General features: G+C 71.7%; 14 protein-coding genes. 9 read left to right on the forward strand and 5 right to left on the reverse strand.

Going from position 1 to position 17,393, the window contains the following annotated elements:
• The first annotated feature begins 58 nt into the window (after nucleotides 1–58).
• From ACZ4SF_RS21640 to ACZ4SF_RS21660, 5 genes are all read left to right on the forward strand, one after another.
• Nucleotides 59–1,132: an SAM-dependent methyltransferase gene (locus tag ACZ4SF_RS21640; protein ID WP_468386753.1), complete on the forward strand. Its 1,074-nt coding sequence runs from the start codon at nucleotides 59–61 to the stop codon at nucleotides 1,130–1,132.
• Nucleotides 1,129–1,518: a cupin domain-containing protein gene (locus tag ACZ4SF_RS21645; protein WP_468386756.1), complete on the forward strand. Its 390-nt coding sequence runs from the start codon at nucleotides 1,129–1,131 to the stop codon at nucleotides 1,516–1,518. Before ACZ4SF_RS21640 ends, ACZ4SF_RS21645 begins: the two co-directional genes overlap by 4 nt.
• Nucleotides 1,515–2,579 carry a pyridoxal phosphate-dependent aminotransferase gene (locus tag ACZ4SF_RS21650; RefSeq protein WP_468386758.1) on the forward strand — a complete coding sequence of 355 codons (1,065 nt, stop codon included), beginning with the start codon at nucleotides 1,515–1,517 and terminating at the stop codon, nucleotides 2,577–2,579. The genes ACZ4SF_RS21645 and ACZ4SF_RS21650 overlap by 4 nt, the downstream gene beginning before the upstream one ends.
• 67 nt (nucleotides 2,580–2,646) lie before the next feature.
• The gene (locus tag ACZ4SF_RS21655) at nucleotides 2,647–3,690 is read left to right on the forward strand and encodes a methyltransferase (protein WP_468386761.1); all 1,044 of its coding nucleotides are present in this window, start codon (nucleotides 2,647–2,649) and stop codon (nucleotides 3,688–3,690) included.
• On the forward strand, nucleotides 3,687–4,538 hold the full coding sequence (locus tag ACZ4SF_RS21660; RefSeq protein WP_468386763.1) for a hypothetical protein: 852 nt from the start codon (nucleotides 3,687–3,689) through the stop codon (nucleotides 4,536–4,538). Before ACZ4SF_RS21655 ends, ACZ4SF_RS21660 begins: the two co-directional genes overlap by 4 nt.
• 231 nt (nucleotides 4,539–4,769) lie before the next feature.
• Here ACZ4SF_RS21660 and ACZ4SF_RS21665 read toward each other — a convergent pair whose 3' ends face one another.
• Genes ACZ4SF_RS21665 through ACZ4SF_RS21680 form a run of 4 tightly spaced genes read right to left on the reverse strand, consistent with a single transcriptional unit; the run spans nucleotide 4,770 to nucleotide 8,582 of the window.
• Complete coding sequence (locus tag ACZ4SF_RS21665; RefSeq protein ID WP_468386765.1) at nucleotides 4,770–5,492, reverse strand: thioesterase II family protein; 723 nt, start codon at nucleotides 5,490–5,492, stop codon at nucleotides 4,770–4,772.
• Nucleotides 5,489–6,889 carry a class I adenylate-forming enzyme family protein gene (locus tag ACZ4SF_RS21670; protein WP_468386768.1) on the reverse strand — a complete coding sequence of 467 codons (1,401 nt, stop codon included), beginning with the start codon at nucleotides 6,887–6,889 and terminating at the stop codon, nucleotides 5,489–5,491. The genes ACZ4SF_RS21665 and ACZ4SF_RS21670 overlap by 4 nt, the downstream gene beginning before the upstream one ends.
• Nucleotides 6,886–7,434, reverse strand: coding sequence for a hypothetical protein (locus ACZ4SF_RS21675; RefSeq protein WP_468386770.1), 549 nt, complete (start codon nucleotides 7,432–7,434; stop codon nucleotides 6,886–6,888). Before ACZ4SF_RS21675 ends, ACZ4SF_RS21670 begins: the two co-directional genes overlap by 4 nt.
• Nucleotides 7,431–8,582 carry a beta-ketoacyl synthase N-terminal-like domain-containing protein gene (locus tag ACZ4SF_RS21680; RefSeq protein ID WP_468386772.1) on the reverse strand — a complete coding sequence of 384 codons (1,152 nt, stop codon included), beginning with the start codon at nucleotides 8,580–8,582 and terminating at the stop codon, nucleotides 7,431–7,433. Before ACZ4SF_RS21680 ends, ACZ4SF_RS21675 begins: the two co-directional genes overlap by 4 nt.
• Before the next feature lie 466 nt (nucleotides 8,583–9,048).
• Between ACZ4SF_RS21680 and ACZ4SF_RS21685 the strand changes: the two genes are divergently transcribed.
• From ACZ4SF_RS21685 to ACZ4SF_RS21695, 3 genes are all read left to right on the forward strand, one after another.
• Entirely contained in the window at nucleotides 9,049–11,088 is a 2,040-nt protein-coding gene (locus tag ACZ4SF_RS21685; RefSeq protein ID WP_468386775.1) for a M4 family metallopeptidase, read from the forward strand.
• Between the two features lie 240 nt (nucleotides 11,089–11,328).
• Complete coding sequence (locus ACZ4SF_RS21690) at nucleotides 11,329–12,972, forward strand: M4 family metallopeptidase (protein WP_468386778.1); 1,644 nt, start codon at nucleotides 11,329–11,331, stop codon at nucleotides 12,970–12,972.
• A 71-nt stretch (nucleotides 12,973–13,043) separates the two neighbouring features.
• Complete coding sequence (locus tag ACZ4SF_RS21695; RefSeq protein ID WP_468386781.1) at nucleotides 13,044–13,565, forward strand: DUF1990 domain-containing protein; 522 nt, start codon at nucleotides 13,044–13,046, stop codon at nucleotides 13,563–13,565.
• A gap of 158 nt (nucleotides 13,566–13,723) precedes the next feature.
• Here ACZ4SF_RS21695 and ACZ4SF_RS21700 read toward each other — a convergent pair whose 3' ends face one another.
• Nucleotides 13,724–16,342, reverse strand: a complete 2,619-nt coding sequence (locus ACZ4SF_RS21700; RefSeq protein WP_468386784.1) for a glycosyltransferase family 1 protein — start codon at nucleotides 16,340–16,342, stop codon at nucleotides 13,724–13,726.
• Between the two features lie 332 nt (nucleotides 16,343–16,674).
• Here ACZ4SF_RS21700 and ACZ4SF_RS21705 point away from each other — a divergent pair.
• A partial coding sequence (locus ACZ4SF_RS21705) for a maltotransferase domain-containing protein (protein WP_468386786.1) occupies nucleotides 16,675–17,393 on the forward strand: 719 nt, incomplete at its 3' end.

Here is a 17,393-nt window from a genome sequence, read left to right on the forward strand (position 1 = left end):
TGTCGTCGGCACCGCCCGAGATGCCGTCGGCATCGACTGAACAAGGAAGGCTCTTCTTGTGACTGCTCCCGTTTCCCGCGACGGCATACCAGAGGCAGGCGAAAGCGTTTTCCTCCCCGCGGACTGGCGTGGAGACGCGAAGACCCCGCTCGACGCCGACACCGCGTTCAACGGATTCATCTCCACGAACGTCGTCTTCGCCCTGGAACAGCTGGGGCTCTTCGCCTGGTTCGACGAGAACGGCCGGCTCGACGTCCCGGAGTACTGCCGGGCGCAGCAGCTGGACGAAACGGTCTTCCGCCGCCTGCTGTCCGCGGCGGAGTCCTTCGGATTCCTCGTCGTGACCGACGGCCAGGTGACGCCCGCGCCCGCGTGGGACGAACTCCGCCGCAAGATCGGGTTCTTCACCTGGGGAGTCGGCGGCTATCACGACGTGTTCGCGAGCGCCGCGTCCATCACGCGCGGAGAGCGCGTCTTCGGCAAGGACGTGCTGCGCAACGAGGCCATGGTCGCGCTCGGTTCGGCCCAGGCCGACCTGGCGCTGATGCGGCACCTGCTCGACGAGCAGATCGCCGAGCTGGACTTCTCCGTCATCGCCGACCTCGGCAGCGGCATCAGCGAGCGCGTCTGCCGCCTCGTCAAGTCCCGTCCGGGGGCCCGTGGTCTGGGCCTGGACATCAGCGCCTCGGCCACCGAGCTGGCCGCCGGCACCGTCGAGCGCCACGGTCTGACCGACCGGGTCCAGCCGATCTGCGCCGACGTCCTGGACGTCCTCTTCCGGGGGCGCCGCATCGAGGGCGCCGACCAGGTCGACGTCGCGATGAGCTTCATGTTCCTGCACGACCTGCTGGTCGACCCGAGCACCCGCATGGACGTCATCCCGGCGCTGCGCAAGGCGTTCCCGAACGCGCACACCTTCCTGCTGGGCGACACCACCGTCCGGCCGCGCGGCGGGAGCGACACCCTGCCGGTCTTCTCCAGCGGCTTCGAGCTGGCGCACGCCCTGATGGGCGTGCCGATCTACACGCGCGAGGAGTACGAGGACCTCTTCCGCGAGGGTGGCCTCCACCTGCGCCGGACCATCCCCTTCGGCGCCCCGCACACCTACCTCTTCGTTCTGGAGGCCCAGTGACCAGCGAGCGACGTCCGGGCGACGCCGAGATCGTCGAGGACCTGCCCATCCCCCTCGCCGTGGCGGGCCACCACCAGCCCGCGCCGTTCTACCTCACCGCCGACATGTTCGGCGGCCTGCCGGTGCAGCTGGCCGGCGGGGAACTCAGCGCGCTGGTCGGCAAGCCCGTCGCCGCACCGCACACCCACCCGGTCGACGAGCTGTACCTGCTGGTGTCCCCGAACAAGGGCGGCGCCCGCATCGAGGTCCAGCTCGACGGCGAGAAGTACGAGCTGGTCTCGCCCGCCGTGATGCGCATCCCGGCCGGCAGCGAGCACTGCTTCCTCACCCTCGAGGCCGAGGTCGGAAGCTACTGCTTCGGCGTCCTGCTGGGGGACAGTCTGTGACCCCGCCCCCGGCCGGCCCCGGCAAGTCGTTCAACGCGAGCATCCCCGGGGCCGACGACCTGATCCGCCTGCACCTCAGCGAGAGCCCCTACGGCGCCAGCAAGGCGGCGCTGCAGGCGGCCGAGCGCGAGCTGGGGCGGGTCAACGTCTACCCGGACCCCGAGCGCCAGGAACTGATCCACGCGCTCGCCGAGCACTGGGACGTCACCCCGCAGCACATCGCGGTCGCCAACGGCAGTGACGAACTGGTCCTGGCCACCTCGCTCACCTTCGGCGACCGCGCCCGCCCCGGCCTCGTCACCGACGGCACGTTCCCCGGCTACCGCACCTGCCTGGACCTGATCGGGCGCGGCTGCACCGCCGTACCGCTGAGCGGCACGGACATCGACGCGGAGGCGTTCGCCGCGCGGCTGCCCGAGCACGGGGTCGGCTACCTCTGCAATCCGCACAACCCCAGCGGCGCGGCCCACACCCACGACGAACTGACCGCCCTGGTGGAGGCGTCGGGGCGCAGCGGGGTGCCGCTGGTGTTCGACGAGGCCTACATGGAGTTCGCCGGCCCGGGCGTCCCGCAGGCCCGCGGCCTCATGGACGACGGCGCGCCGGTCGTCGCGCTGCGCACCTTCTCGAAGGCCTACGGCCTGGCCGCGCTGCGGATCGGCTACGCCGTCGGGCAGCCCGCGCTGATCGCCGCGCTGCGGCAGACGCTGCGCTCCCTGCCGTTCAGCGTGAACCGGCTCGCGCAGGCGGCGGCCCTCAGCGCCCTCGGGGACCGTGACTTCCTCGACGGGGTGCGCCGGTCCACCGCCGAGCGGCGCAGCTGGTTCACCGCGGAACTGGACCGCCGCGGCCGCGGCCATCTGCCCTCCGTGACCAACTTCGTCGCCGTCGCGGCCCGGGACTGCGCCCTGGCGCAGGACCGTCTCGCCGCCGATTTCGGCATTCTCGTTCGCAATGCCGGGCTGTTCGGATTCCCCGGATACATACGCACGTCGCTCGGCACTCAGGAGGAACTCGTCCGGTTCCTCGATGCCCTCGACGAGATCGAGAAGAACCCCTGATGTGACTTCTGGACTTTTCCGGGTTGCCCGGCGAAACCGCTGAACGAGAACGACAAGGAGCAATGACGTGTTCCGTCAAGACCCCCTGAACACGATCCTCGCGCTGGGCTCCGGGTTCACGCCCACCGCCGTGCGGGTGACCGCGACCCTCCGCCTGCCCGACCTGGTGGAGCAGGGGCACCGGAGCGTGGCCGCGCTGTCCGCCGAGACCGGCACCGACGAGCAGTCCCTGGGCCGGGTCCTGCACTACGTCAGCCTTCTCGGCCTCTTCACGGAGACCGAGGCCCCGGAGGACGGGGAGAAGGCCTACGAGCTGACCGACGTGGGCCGGGTGCTGCTCAGCGACCACCCGAGCAACCTGCGCCGCTGGCTGGACTACGAGGACCCCAGCCGGGCGATGGAGGCCCGCTTCGAGCCGGCCATCGGCCGGCTCATGGACGCCGTGCGCACCGGTCTGCCGGTGTACGAGCAGGCGCACGGGCGGCCGTTCTGGGCGGATCTCGAGGCCCACCCGGACATCGAGAAGTCCTTCAACGCGGGCATCGCCCGCATCGCGAGCCGGCTCGTCCCCGAGCTGGCCCGCATCTACGACTGGGCGTCCGTCAAGCACGTCGTGGACGTCGGCGGCGGCAACGGCTCGCTGCTGCTGAAGCTGCTCACCGAGTACCCGGCGCTGCGGGGCACCCTGCTGGAGCTGGAGAGCGTCATCGAGGAGGCCAAGGGCACGACCGCCCAGGTCGCCGACCGCTGTGAGCTGGTCCCGGGCAGCTTCTTCGAGCCGATGCCGACCGGCGGCGACGTCTACCTGATCGCCAACACCCTGCACAACTGGAGCGACCGGGACGCGGTCCGCATCCTCGGCCGCTGCGCCGAGGCCCTCGAGCCGGGCGGCCGGGTCGTGGTCGTGGAACGGCTGCTGGACAGCGGCAAGGACCCGGTGATGGCGAGCTACGCCGACCTGCTGATGCTGGTCCTGCTCGGCGGCCGGGAGCGCAGTCTGGAGGATCTGCGCTCCCTCGGCGCCGAGGTGGGGCTCACCCTCACGGACTCGAAGAAGTTCGAGCTGCCCGGACACTGGCTGATCGAGTTCACCAAGGGAGAGACGCGGTGAAGCGCTCGCTGAACCCGGACGAGCCCAACGCCCTGCTGTCGTACGACTTCGACCGGGGCAGCAACTACGAGAACGTCCTGAACCTCACCGACGCCCTCGGCGCGCTGGTTCCGGAGAGCGAGACCGAACACCCCGACCAGCGGTTCTTCCAGGTCACGCATCTCATCACCGAGTACGCCTGGGTGCAGATCCACTACGAGCTGCGCCGGGCCATCACTCACCTGGACAACGACCGGTACCAGCAGGCGGTGCGGCTGTTCGACCGGGCCACCGGGCTGAGCGAGGTCACCGTGCAGGCGGTGCGGCTGCTCACCGACCATCTGCCGCAGCACAGCCTGCTGATGATGCGCAACGCCCTGCCCGAGGACGCCACCGGCCTGGACTCCCCCGGCTACCGCAACCTGCGCCGGGTGGCCCGCCCGGTGTGGAAGGCGTACGAGCAGGCGGTGGAGCGCGCCGGGCTGTCCCTGCAGGACGTGATCGCCCAGCAGGACGACGGCTACACCGGCCCCAGCTCGCCGCAGGCGCAGTCGCTGGCCCTGGTCCGGGAGGCGATGCTGAAGCTGGACAGCAGCGTCTCCGGCTGGAAGCAGCACCACCTGATCATGGTCTGGTCGCAGCTGGGCGGACAGCCGGGCCTGCGCAAGGAGAACGCCGAGGACGGGTCGGCCGAGCTGCCGCAGAGCCTGGGCGGGCGTTCGCTGTCCACCCTGGAGTCCCGTTCGCAGCTGCCGCTGTTCCCGGAGCTGTGGCGGGCGGCGGAGGAGGCGTACTGGCTGCTGGGCACCCGGCACGACACCGACGCCCCGGTGCGGGGCGGCGGCAACGGGTGTCCGGTGCAGCACTGATCCGGCCGTGACACGAGCGGGCCGCCGACCTCGAGGTCGGCGGCCCGCTCGCCGTTGTGCCCCCTGTCCGGCGGCCGGCCCGCTCGCCACTGTGATCCCCTGCCCCACGGCCGGCCCACCCGCCGCTGTGACCCTCTGCCCGGCGGCCGGCGGCCGGCGGCCGGCTCGCAGCCGTACGCGGACCTTGTTGCGTCGGCGGCCGCTCGTTGCTCGTGCGAGACACCTGGCCGGTCAGCGGCCCGCTCGCTGCTGGGCCAGTTCCAGCAGGCGGGCCGTGACCTCCTCGAAGCGCTCGTGCGGGAAGAAGTGGCCGCCCTCGAAGCCCTCGGCGCGGTGTTCGCCGCGGGTGTAGTGCCGCCAGTCGGCCATCACCTCGGGCGGGGTGTCCGCGTCCCCGGTGCCGTACCAGCTGATGAGGTCGCTCGGCAGGGGCTCGGGCGCCGGGTCGGGCCGGTGGCCGGCGACCAGGGCGAGGTCGCCGCGGATGACCGGCACGAACTGGTGGCGCATCGGTGACCGGCGCACCTCGGGCGGGATGCGGCCGTGTTCGGCGAGCGCGTCGAGGAGGGCGTCGTCGTCGCCGAGGCCGAGCAGCGGGCCGTAGGGCGATGCGCCGAGCAGATGCGGCGGGCGGGTGGCGGCGACGACGACGAACTCGGGAGCGGGCCGGCCGAGGACGTGCAGGGCGCGGGCGGTCTCGTAGGCCAGCAGGCCGCCCATGCTGTGGCCGAGGAGCGCGTACCGGCCCGGCGGGTCGATGCGCAGGGCGAGGTCGGTGGCCGCCTCGCGCAGGGTCGTATGCCGGGGCTCGCGGGAGCGCAGGCCCTTGCCCGCGATCTCCAGCGGCTGTGCCCGCAGCTGCGGCGGCAGTTCGCGCCGCCAGCGCACGAAGCTGCGGGCGGAGCCGCCGGCGTGCGGCACGCAGTACAGGGTGAGCGGTTCCGGCGCCGTCACTTGTGGTGCTCGCCGGCGCTCAGGGGCTGGATGCGGACGGTCCGCGGCAGTTCGTTGCGGGTCAGCAGGGACCGCAGGTGCCGCCGCATGTCCGCCTCCGAGGGGGGTACTGCCTCGTCCACGTAGACGTCGAGTTCCACGACGGCGGAGTCGTCGTCCATGCCGGCGATCCGGGTCGCGGCGCGGATCACGCCGGGCAGTGACTCGGCGGCCCGGCGCACGGTGGCCGTGGACACCTTCTCGCCGCGCACCATGGCGAAGTCCGAGGAACGGCCGTGGATGTACACGTATCCGTCGTCGTCCACGTGTCCCATGTCGCCGGTGGCCAGCAGCTCCGGCTCGATCAGGTCGCCGCGCTTGGACGGGGCCGGTTCGCCGACCCGGCGCCGGTAGACGGTGTCGGAGCGCACCAGCAGCTCCCGCTCCCCGGTGTCGGTGGGGCGGGTGAGGACCTCGACGCCGGCCAGGGGCAGGCCGACCGAGCCGTGCCGGTGCGGGGGTTCGCGGTGCGCGGCGAGGGTGGACACACGGGGTCCGGCCTCGGTCAGCCCGTAGGTCACGTACAGGCCCAGCTCCTGGTTGAGCTTCAGCAGCCGGGAGACGTACGACGGGTCGAGGGCCTGGCCGCCGACGGTGAGCGTGCGCAGCGGGGCGGGCAGTTCGCCGCCGGCGGTGACGACCGACTTCACCAGGCTCGGGGTGAGGGAGGAGAGGGTGACGTCCCGGGCGGTGACCGTCTCCAGGTAGTTGGCCACCGAGAACGGCGGTCCGGCCATGACCAGGCTGGAGCCGCTGACGAGGCCGCCGAGGACCTGGGCCACCAGGGCGAAGGAGTAGTAGACGGGCAGGCTGACCAGCGCGGTGTCGCCCGGGCGCTGGCCGATGGAGCGGCTGTGCCGGCGGGCGTTGCGCAGCAGGGCGTCCATCCGGTGCAGGCAGCCGGTGGCCATGCCGGAGGTGCCGGAGCTCATCAGGATCACGTGGCCGGGCCCGTGGTGCAGGTACGGCCAGTCGGTGAAGACGCCCAGGTCGGCGCCGCCGACGTGGGTGACGCCGGTGACGCCCTCGGTCCGGATCGCCGCCCGGACCAGTGCGCAGGCGCCCAGCTCACGGGCCACCTCACGGACCCGGGTGACCGGGGTCGAGGGCGACAGCAGGACGGGGGTGTGCCCGGCGAGGGAGACGGCGAAGAAGAACCGCAGGGCGCGGATGCCGTTGGGCAGGACGATGACGACGACGGAGCCGGGCGGGGCGGGCAGCGCCGCGAACCGGTCCACCAGAGCGGGCAGCTCGGGCAGGCCGGCGTCCTCGGCCGGCGACACCTCTTCGATACGGGCGAGGAAGCCGGCGACCATGGTGGGGTCGAGGTGCTGCTCCGTCATGTTCTGCGGGGTCATGATCTCGGGAGCCTCCGCGTGGGCGTCGGCCCACTGACGACCAGGCAGTGCGCCTGGTGCTTGCCTTCGTCGGTCGTGGCGTGGGTGACGACCAGGACGTGTGCGGCGCCGGGCGGGTCGCCGAGCAGCCAGTCGCCGCACAGGGCTCTGGCCAGCGGCGCGGCCGGTGCCAGGGGCATGGGCAGCATCGACACCGGCCCGTGGAAGCCGAACGCCGAACAGACCACGCCGACCAGGGAGCCCGGCCCGGCGCCGGCGAACCGCATGGGCGAGAGCCTGCCCTGCGGTACGGCGTCGGCGAGCGCGCGCAGGGTGATCCGGGTGGCGTGCTCGCTCACCCCGATCACGCCCACGTCCTCGGGCCGGTCCGGCGCGGCCGCACCGCATTCCTGCAGCGCGGCCGCCACCGCCTCGGCCATCAGCCATGCCACCGGGTCGGCGTAGACGCCGGAGATACGGCGGCGGACCGTGCGCGGGTCGTCGACCTCGACGCAGGCCGCGCCGGTGAGCACGGCGCCTTCGGGGCACCACTGGGCCCGGTTCACGCCGGTCCCCCGTCCGTCGCCGCCAGCAGCAGGCAGGTGTTGAAGCCGCCGAAGCCGAGGGTGAGGCTGATGCCCAGCGTGCCGCTGAGCTTCCGGCCGCTGCCGGCAAGCGGCAGGGTGAGTTCCGGCATGACGGTGCGGGTCTGGTGGAGCGGGGGCACGGAGCCGTGCCGCAGCGCGAGGAGCAGGGCGATGGCCTCCAGGGCACCGGTGGCGCCGAGGGTGTGGCCGAAGGCGGGCTTGGTGGCGAAGACGACCGGGGCGGGCTCGGCACGGAAGACGGTGCTGTAACAGGCGGCTTCCGCCGTGTCGTTGGCGAGGGTGCCGGTCCCGTGGGCGTTGATCACGGCGATGTCGGCGGGGGCGGCTCCGGCCCGGGCCAGGGCGCGCCGTACGGCGAGGACGGCCCCGGCGCCGGTGTCGTCGGGGGCGGTGGGGCCGGTGCCGTCGTTGGAGGCGCCCCAGCCGGCCAGTTCGCCCAGGATGCGGGCGCCGCGGGCGGTGGCCGCGGCCCGGGTCTCCAGCAGCAGGAAGCCGGAGCCCTCGCCGAAGAGGGTGCCGTCGCGGCCGGTGTCGAAGGGGCGGACGGCGCCGGAGGCGGAGAGGGTGCCGAGTGCCTGGTGACCGAGGAGCTTGCCGGTGGTCAGCAGGTCGATGCCGCCGCACAGGCAGCGTTCCGCCTCGCCGCCGGCGAGCAGGGCGGCGCCGGCCAGCAGTGCGTCGGCGCCGGAGGAGCAGGCGGTGCTCACCGAGGCGGACCGGGCCACGCCCAACTGCCGGGCGACGGCGTCGGTCAGGGCGTGCGGCGGGATCTCGGCGGCATCGTCCAGATGCGGGCCGAGGCTGCTGCCGAGGACGAGCGTGTCGACGTCCCCGGCCGGGCAGCCGGCGTGGCGCAGGGCGGCGGACGCGGTGGTGACGGCGAGCCGGAGCTGGCGCTCGGACGGGGGTTCGGCCGGGGCGCCGTCCGTCAGGAGTGCGGCGGCGGGTGCGGGCAGCGGGCCGTCGGCCGGGAGGGGCCGGATGCCGCTGCGGCCGTTCATCAGCTGCTGCCAGACCCCGTCGAGGCCGTCACCGAGCGCTGTGGTCCAGCCGATTCCGGTGATGCACACGGCCCGGTCGCGGTCGGCGACTTCAGACCCCCCCAATTAATCCCCCAAGTGCTCCGAGAATTGCTCCGAGCGATGCTCTGTTTGACCTCGATTTGCTGATCGAGATTTATTTGCATAGCGCAATCGTATTTTAAACGACGGGTTCTGGGGTGGCAAGGGACGCCGGCCTCCGGAGTCTGACGGACGATCAGCCCGCGAGGCCCGTCGCGGCGGACCGGGCGGGCGGGGCGACACCTCGTCCAACAGTCCGTATATCGAACATGAACATCCGGACAACGGACCATTTCCGGCCAAGTTTGTGACGCGGTCCTGACAGATGGCCAGATCTCCTGCCACTCTGCCCAAGCCGACTCACAGCAACCCCACAGCTTCTGCACGTCTGTGTGAGCGGCTCAGCACGTGCACCTGGTTCCGCGTAACGCCCTGCTCTGCCCGGACGTCCCAACCCACCGTCCGGTCTCCCCTGGCCGCGGTCCCCGTGGTCACGCAGAAGGAGTCAGTGTTGAGAAGCAATTCCTCTCGCGGACGCACCTCCCACATCCAGCACCGCCGCACCGCCACCGTCGCCCTCGCCGGTGTCGCCGCCCTGATCGCCGCCGCCGTGCAGGCGGGCGTGGCCGACGCCGCACCGGCGAAGCCGCAGCCCGGCAAGGCGAACCCGGCCCACGTCGCCGTCAAGCTCACGCCCTCGCAGCGCGCGGAGCTGATCCGGCACGCCGACGCCGCGAAGGCCGCCACCGCCCGGCAGATCGGCCTGGGCGGCAAGGAGCAGCTGGTCGTCAAGGACGTCGTCAAGGACGCCGACGGCACCCTCCACACCCGTTACGAGCGGACGTACGGCGGTCTGCCGGTGCTCGGCGGCGACCTGGTGGTCGAGACCGCCGCGTCGGGCAAGACCATGGACGTCATCCGGGCCACCGGCAGCACGGTGAAGGTCGCCGGTCTCACCCCGGCGGTGTCGAAGGCCGCGGCCGAGAAGCAGGCCGTGCAGCGGGCGAAGGCGCTCGGCGGGACCAAGTCGGCGGCGGACAGCGTCCGCAAGGTGATCTGGGCGGCGACCGGCAAGCCCGTCCTCGCCTACGAGACGGTCGTCGGCGGGCTCCAGGACGACGGCACCCCGAACCAGCTGCACGTCATCACCGATGCCACCACCGGCAAGAAGCTCTACGAGTACCAGGGCATCAAGAACGGCATCGGCAACACCCAGTACAGCGGTCAGGTCACGCTGACCACGACCCAGTCGGGCTCGACGTACACGCTCACCGACGGCGCGCGCGGCGGCCACAAGACGTACAACCTGAACCACGGCACCTCGGGCACCGGCACCCTGTACTCGCAGAGCAGTGACACCTGGGGCAACGGCAGCAACTCCGACGCGGCCACCGCCGGCGCGGACGCCCACTACGGTGCCGCGCTCACGTGGGACTTCTACAAGAGCGCCTTCAACCGCAGCGGCATCAAGAACAACGGCGTCGGCGCCTACTCCCGCGTGCACTACGGCAACTCGTACGTCAACGCGTTCTGGAACGACAGCTGCTTCTGCATGACGTACGGCGACGGCTCCGGCAACGCCAAGCCGCTGACCTCGATCGACGTCGCCGGCCACGAGATGAGCCACGGCGTCACCTCCGCCACGGCCAACCTCAACTACAGCGGTGAGTCCGGCGGTCTGAACGAGGCCACCAGCGACATCATGGCCGCCGGCGTGGAGTTCTACGCGAACAACTCCAAGGACGTCGGCGACTACCTCGTCGGCGAGAAGATCGACATCAACGGCAACGGCACCCCGCTGCGCTACATGGACAAGCCGAGCAAGGACGGCGCGTCCAAGGACAACTGGTACTCGGGCATCGGCGGCGTCGACGTGCACTACTCGTCCGGCCCGGCGAACCACTTCTTCTACCTGCTGAGCGAGGGCAGCGGCGCCAAGGTCGTCAACGGCGTCAGCTACAACTCGCCCACGGCGGACAACCTCCCGGTCACCGGCATCGGCCGGGACAAGGCACTGCAGATCTGGTACCGGGCGCTCACCACCAAGTGGACGTCGACCACGAACTACGCGGGCGCCCGTACCGGCACCCTGGCGGCGGCCGGTGAGCTGTACGGCACCACCAGCGCCGAGTACAAGGCCGTGCAGGACGCCTGGGCGGGCGTCGGGGTCGGCTCGCGCTCCGGTGGCGGAGGCGGCGGCGGTACGTCGTACGAGAGCACCACGCCGGTGGCCGTACCGGACAACGGGCCGGCCGTCACCTCGGACATCACGGTCTCCGGCCGGACCGGGAACGCGCCGAGCAACCTCTCGGTGAGCGTCGACATCACGCACACCTGGCGGGGCGACCTGGTGATCGACCTCGTCGGACCGTCCGGCACCGCGTACCGCCTGAAGAACTTCAGCGGCAGTGACTCGGCGGACAACGTGAACGAGACCTACACCGTCAACGCCGCGGCCGAATCGGCCAACGGAACCTGGAAGCTGAGAGTGCAGGATCAAGCCACGTACGACACGGGAACGATCAACAGCTGGAAGCTGACCTTCCCGTAAACCGCACGCTACGGGCCTGGGATTACGGCGCCGTCCGGGGGTGGGAGACCCCCGGGCGGCGCCCGTTTACATCCCTGCAACGTTCACCTGTCAGTCGACTTTGAGCCAACATCACTTCAGGGTCCTGACATGTACGCGCCCCTGATGTCACTCTCTCTGCACCCGCCGCAGAACTTCACCACCCCACACAGTCGGTCAGTGGCCCCACCCTGACCGGACTCCCCACAAGAAGGAGCTTCTGTGAGCCCCCTCTACGCGCGTCACAAGCGCACCACTCTGGCCATCGCCACCGCCGTCGCGGCCGGAGCCCTGCTCGCCACCGGTGTGACCACCAGTGCCACCGCCCAGCCCTCGGGCAAGCCCCTCGCCGCCGCCCCCACCACGCTGTCCGCCGCGGCCCGCACCACCCTGCTCCAGAAGGCGCAGGCCGGGGCGGCCGAGACCGCACAGCGGATAGGCCTCGGCGCCCAGGAGAAGCTCGTGGTCAAGGACGTCGTCAAGGACGTCGACGGCACCGTCCACACCCGCTACGAGCGCACCTACGCGGGCCTGCCCGTGCTCGGCGGCGACCTGATCGTCCACACCGCCAAGTCCGGCAAGACCCAGGGCGTCACGAAGGCGGCCAGATCGGCCATCAAGGTCGCCTCGCTCAAGCCGCAGATCAGCGCCGCCAAGGCCGAGAAGCAGGCGGTGTCCGCCGCCAAGACGCTCGGCTCCGCCAAGACCACCGCGGACGGCGCCCGCAAGGTGATCTGGGCCGGCTCCGGCAAGCCCGTCCTCGCCTTCGAGACGGTCGTCGGCGGCCTGCAGGACGACGGCACCCCGAACCAGCTGCACGTCATCACCGACGCGGCCACCGGCAAGAAGCTCTACGAGTACCAGGGCATCGAGACCGGCACCGGCAAGAGCCTGTACTCCGGCACGGTCAGCCTGAACACCTACAAGTCGGGCTCGACGTACCAGCTGTACGACACCACGCGCGGCGGCCACAAGACCTACAACAAGGCGCACGGCACCAGCTCCACCGCCGGCACCCTGTTCACGGACGCCGACGACACCTGGGGCACCGGCTCGGCCTCCAGCTCCACCGCCGACCAGACCGCGGCCGTCGACGCCGCCTACGGCGCGCAGGCCACCTGGGACTTCTACAAGTCCACCTTCGGCCGCAGCGGCATCAAGAACGACGGCAAGGCCGCCTACTCCCGCGTGCACTACGGCAACCAGTACGTGAACGCGTTCTGGGACGACAGCTGCTTCTGCATGACGTATGGCGACGGCGAGGGCAACGTGAACCCCCTCACCTCGCTGGACGTCGCCGGCCACGAGATGAGCCACGGTGTCACCTCCAACACCGCGGGCCTCAACTACTCGGGCGAGTCCGGTGGTCTGAACGAGGCCACCTCGGACATCTTCGGCACGGGTGTGGAGTTCTACGCGAACAACTCCAGCGACGTCGGTGACTACCTCATCGGCGAGGAGATCGACATCAACGGCGACGGCACCCCGCTGCGCTACATGGACAAGCCCAGCAAGGACGGCGGCTCGGCGGACTCCTGGTCCTCCACCGTCGGCAACAAGGACGTCCACTACTCGTCCGGTGTCGCGAACCACTTCTTCTACCTCCTGGCCGAGGGCAGCGGTTCGAAGACGATCAACGGCGTGTCCTACAACTCGCCGACCTCCAACGGCTCCACGGTCACCGGCATCGGCCGCGCCAAGGCGCTGCAGATCTGGTACAAGGCGCTGACGACGTACATGACGTCGACGACCAACTACAAGGCCGCCCGCACGGCGACCCTGAACGCGGCGTCCGCCCTGTACGGCTCCACCAGCACCGAGTACAAGGCGGTGGCGGCGGCCTGGTCCGCGGTCAACGTCGCCTGACAGACGTCGGGTTGACCGAGGGCGGCACCCGGGAACACAGCGTTCCGGGTGCCGCCCTACCCTTGTGACCCATGTCCTCGGCGCCCTTCACCTACGAGCCGGTCGGCGCGACCCGCGACGACCTGACCGTCTGCCCGCCCGGCTTCCACCCCATGTTCGTCCGCACCCGCCTCGGCGAGGGCCACGGCGTGTTCCAGCGGGCCGCCGAGGCGGTCCTGACCTGGGAGATGCACCGCGCGCTGGGCGTCGGCATCGACGCCGCTGCCGACCGCGCGGCGTCCGGCGTCGACGTCACCGTCACCCTGGCCGGCCTGATCAAGGCGCCCTGCCGCATCATATGGACCGCCGAGGAACCCCGCCGCGCCGGCTGGGCCTACGGCACCCTGCAGGGCCACCCCGAGTGCGGCGAGGAGGCCTTCCTGGTCGACCGCACCGGCGACGGCACGGTGTGGCTCACGGTCGCCGCGTTCAGCAGGGCAGCGAAGTGGTACGCCCGCGCCGGCGGCCCGGCGACGCGGGGACTGCAGCATGCGTACGCCCGCCGGTGCGGAGCGGTACTGAGGAGGCTGTGCGCGGGCCTGTCCGAAGCGTGACCGAGGAGCACCCCTCCCGGGATCCACAGGATCCCCGCCCCCCGCGTTGCCCGCGGAGGCGGCCCTGCGAGCCGGAGCACACCCGTGTCGGTCCGTTCAGCGCGCGGTGGCCACGTGGAGCGGACTCCACGCGGCCAGGGCCGCCCCGCCCACCGGGTTCACCTCAGCAGCACCCCGGCCCCCTCCACCACGTCCGCCGACGGCACCGCCACCAGCCCCAGTTCCGTGCCGGAGGCGAGAAGGCGGTGGGTGGGCAGGATGCGGACCGTGTAGCCGTAGGGCCCGGTGCGGTCCAGGGACAGGGGACCCTCGTAGAGGCGGTGGCCCTCCAGGTCGGGGGCGCCGGTCGGCTTCAGCGGGACGACCGTGGCGTCGGTGATGCGGTCCTCCGCGTCCACCCGGCCGGACACCGCCTGCACCTCCACGTCGTCCGGCCCGAGGTCGCCCAGCCCCACCCGGACCCGCAGGCCCAGCGTGGTGCCCAGCTCCGCCGTCGCCGTCGTCGCGGTCGTCTCGACGTGGTCCACGGTCACCCCGGACCACGCGGCCCGCACCCGGCCCTTCCACTCCGCGAGGTCCCGGGCGGTGTCCGGGGTCAGCGCCCGGTGCGCCTGGGCGGCGGGGGCGTAGAGCCGGTCGACGTACTCCCGGACCATGCGCCCGGCCAGCACCTTCGGGCCGAGCAGCGAGAGCGTCTGGCGGACCATCTCGATCCAGCGGTCGGGCAGCCCGCCCCGCCCCCGCTCGTAGAAGCGCGGCGCGACCCGCTGCTCCAGGAGGTCGTACAGCGCCGCCGCCTCGATGTCGTCCCGGTGGTCCGGATCGGTGCAGGCGCCGTCCGAGGTGGGGATGGCCCAGCCGAAGTCCGGCTGGAACCACTCGTCCCACCAGCCGTCCAGCACCGAGAGGTTGAGGCAGCCGTTCAGCGCCGCCTTCATTCCGCTCGTACCGCACGCCTCCAGGGGCCGCAGGGGGTTGTTCAGCCACACGTCACAGCCCGGGTAGAGCTTCTGCGCCATCGCCATGCCGTAGTCGGGCAGGAAGACGATCCGGTGCCGCACGCGCGGGTCGTCCGCGAACCGCACCAGCTCCTGCACCAGCCGCTTGCCCCCGTCGTCCGCCGGGTGCGCCTTGCCCGCGACCACGATCTGCACAGGGCGGTCGGGGTGCAGCAGCAGCTCCATCAGGCGGTCACGGTCGCGCAGCATCAGCGTCAGACGCTTGTACGACGGCACCCGGCGCGCGAACCCGATCGTCAGCACATCGGGGTCCAGCACCCCGTCGATCCAGCCCAACTCGGCGTTCGCGGCTCCGCGTTGCCGCCATGACGCGCGCAGCCGCTCCCGCACCTCCAGCACCAGCTGCTCGCGCAGGGTGCGGCGCAGCTCCCAGATGTCCTGGTCCGGAATGTCCGTGACCGAGTCCCAGCGCTCGGAGCCGCCGACGCTCAGCGCGTCCTCGGCCCGCTGGGCGCCGATCTGCCGGGCGCCGAGCCGCAGCACCTCCGGCGCCACCCAGGTCGGCGCGTGCACTCCGTTGGTCACCGAGGTGATCGGCACCTCCTCGGCGTCGAATCCCGGCCACAGTCCGGCGAACATGCCCCGGCTCACCTGCCCGTGCAGCAGCGACACCCCGTTGGCCCGCTGGGCCAGCCGGAGCCCCATCACGGCCATGTTGAACAGGTTCGGCTCGCCGCCCGGGTAGGTCTCCATGCCCAGGGCGAGGATCCGCTGCACGTCGATCCCGGGGAGTTCGGCGTCCGCACCGAAGTGCCGGCCGACCAGTTCCCGGTCGAAGCGGTCGATGCCGGCCGGGACCGGGGTGTGCGTGGTGAACACGGTGCCGCCCCGCACGGCCTCCAGGGCCGAGTCGAAGTCCAGGCCACCGGCGCACAGTTCGGCGATCCGCTCCAGTCCGAGGAAGCCCGCGTGGCCCTCGTTGGTGTGGAACACCTCCGGCTGCGGATGCCCGGTGAGCCGGCAGTACGTCCGCACGGCCCGCACACCTCCTATCCCGAGGAGCATCTCCTGCAGCAGCCGGTGCTCGCTGCCACCGCCGTAGAGCCGGTCGGTCACCCCGCGTTCGCCGAGGTCGTTCTCCTCCACGTCCGAGTCGAGCATCAGCAGCGGGACCCGGCCGACCTGTGCCAGCCAGATCCGGGCACGCAGCGCCCTGCCGCCCGGCAGCGCGAGCGAGAGCTGCGCCGGGGTGCCGTCGGGCTCCCTCAGCTGCGTGACCGGCAGCTCGTTGGGGTCCAGGACCGGGTAGTGCTCCTGCTGCCAGCCGTCCCGGGAGAGGGTCTGCCGGAAGTACCCGTGCCGGTACAGCAGCCCCACACCGATCAGCGGTACGCCGAGATCGCTGGCCGCCTTCAGATGGTCCCCGGCGAGGATGCCGAGGCCGCCGGAGTACTGCGGGAGCGCGGCCGTGATGCCGAACTCCGGGGAGAAGTAGGCGACGGCGGCGGGCAGACCGCCGGGCTGCGCCTGGTACCAGCGGTCACCGGTCAGATAGTCGTCGAGGTCGTCGGCGACCGCGGTGAGCCGGCGCAGGAAGCGCCGGTCGCCGGCCAGCTCGGCCAGCCGGGCCGGACGCACGCTGCCCAGCAGCCGCACCGGGTCGCCACCGGCCGCGGCCCAGGCCTCGGGGTCCACGGACTGGAACAGATCGCGCGTTTCCGCATGCCAGGACCAGCGCAGGTTCCGCGCCAGGTCGCTCAGCGGCCGGAGGGGGTCGGGGAGAACGGGACGGACGGTGAACCGACGGATCGCCTTCACATTCCTACCTCGGGACGCGGTGCGTGGTGAGACGCACGGCGTGCGTCTCGTCGTCGTCTTCGACGGTAGTGGTTACCGCGCGGTCGGTGGGGACGTACCCCGCGGGGGTGTCGGGGGGGCGTCAAGACCCGGTCACCGGGCACCCGGAAAATGGGACCGGTCTTGTGCGTAGACATACGCGTGAGTAGTTAACAAAGTGCCGGATTGCCCACCCGAACCGGGTGGGAAGGCTCCTCCGGTACACACCTCACAGGCGCACCACAGCACATCCGCAGGACCCACCTCCCCATATCCATCCGCCCACACCCACGTTGACGCGGACAGGAGCGGTCATGCCCGCCACGCACCACTCGTCAGCACCTCCGACAAGCAGCAAGTCCAAGGCAGCAGGAAAGAAGACGACGGGCAGGAAAGGGGTGACGCCCGCCGGCGTTGCCGGCCCGTCCGCCGCCGGGGATCGGTCCGCCCCGGCCGCGGCCACCACTTCGGGCCGCATCCCCGTCCTCGACGTACGTCCCGTGGTCCAGCACGGCCGCAGGCCCGCCAAGGCCGTGGCAGGGGAGTCGTTCGAGGTGTCGGCCACCGTGTTCCGGGAGGGCCATGACGCCGTCGCCGCGAACGTGGTGCTGAGGGACCCGGCGGGCCGGTCCGGCCCCTGGACGCCGATGCGGGAACTCGCCCCGGGCACCGACCGCTGGGGCGCCACCGTCACCGCGGGCGAACCCGGCCACTGGACCTACACCGTGGAGGCCTGGTCCGACCCGCTGGCCACCTGGCGGCACCACGCGCAGATCAAGATCCCGGCCGGTATCGACACCGAACTGGTCCTGTCGGAGGGCGCGCTGCTGTACGAGCGGGCGGCCGCCGCGGTGCCGGAGGAGCAGCGGCAGGCCGTGCTGGACACGGTGGCGGCCCTGCGGGACGAGGACCGTCCGGCGGCCTGGCGGCTCGCCGCGGCCCTGTCGCCGGAGGTGGAGTCGGTACTGGCCGGTCATCCGCTGCGGGAGCTGGTCACCGCCTCCGACCCGATGCCGTTGCTGGTGGAGCGCGA

Source organism: Streptomyces sp. NPDC027663 (assembly GCF_055566415.1).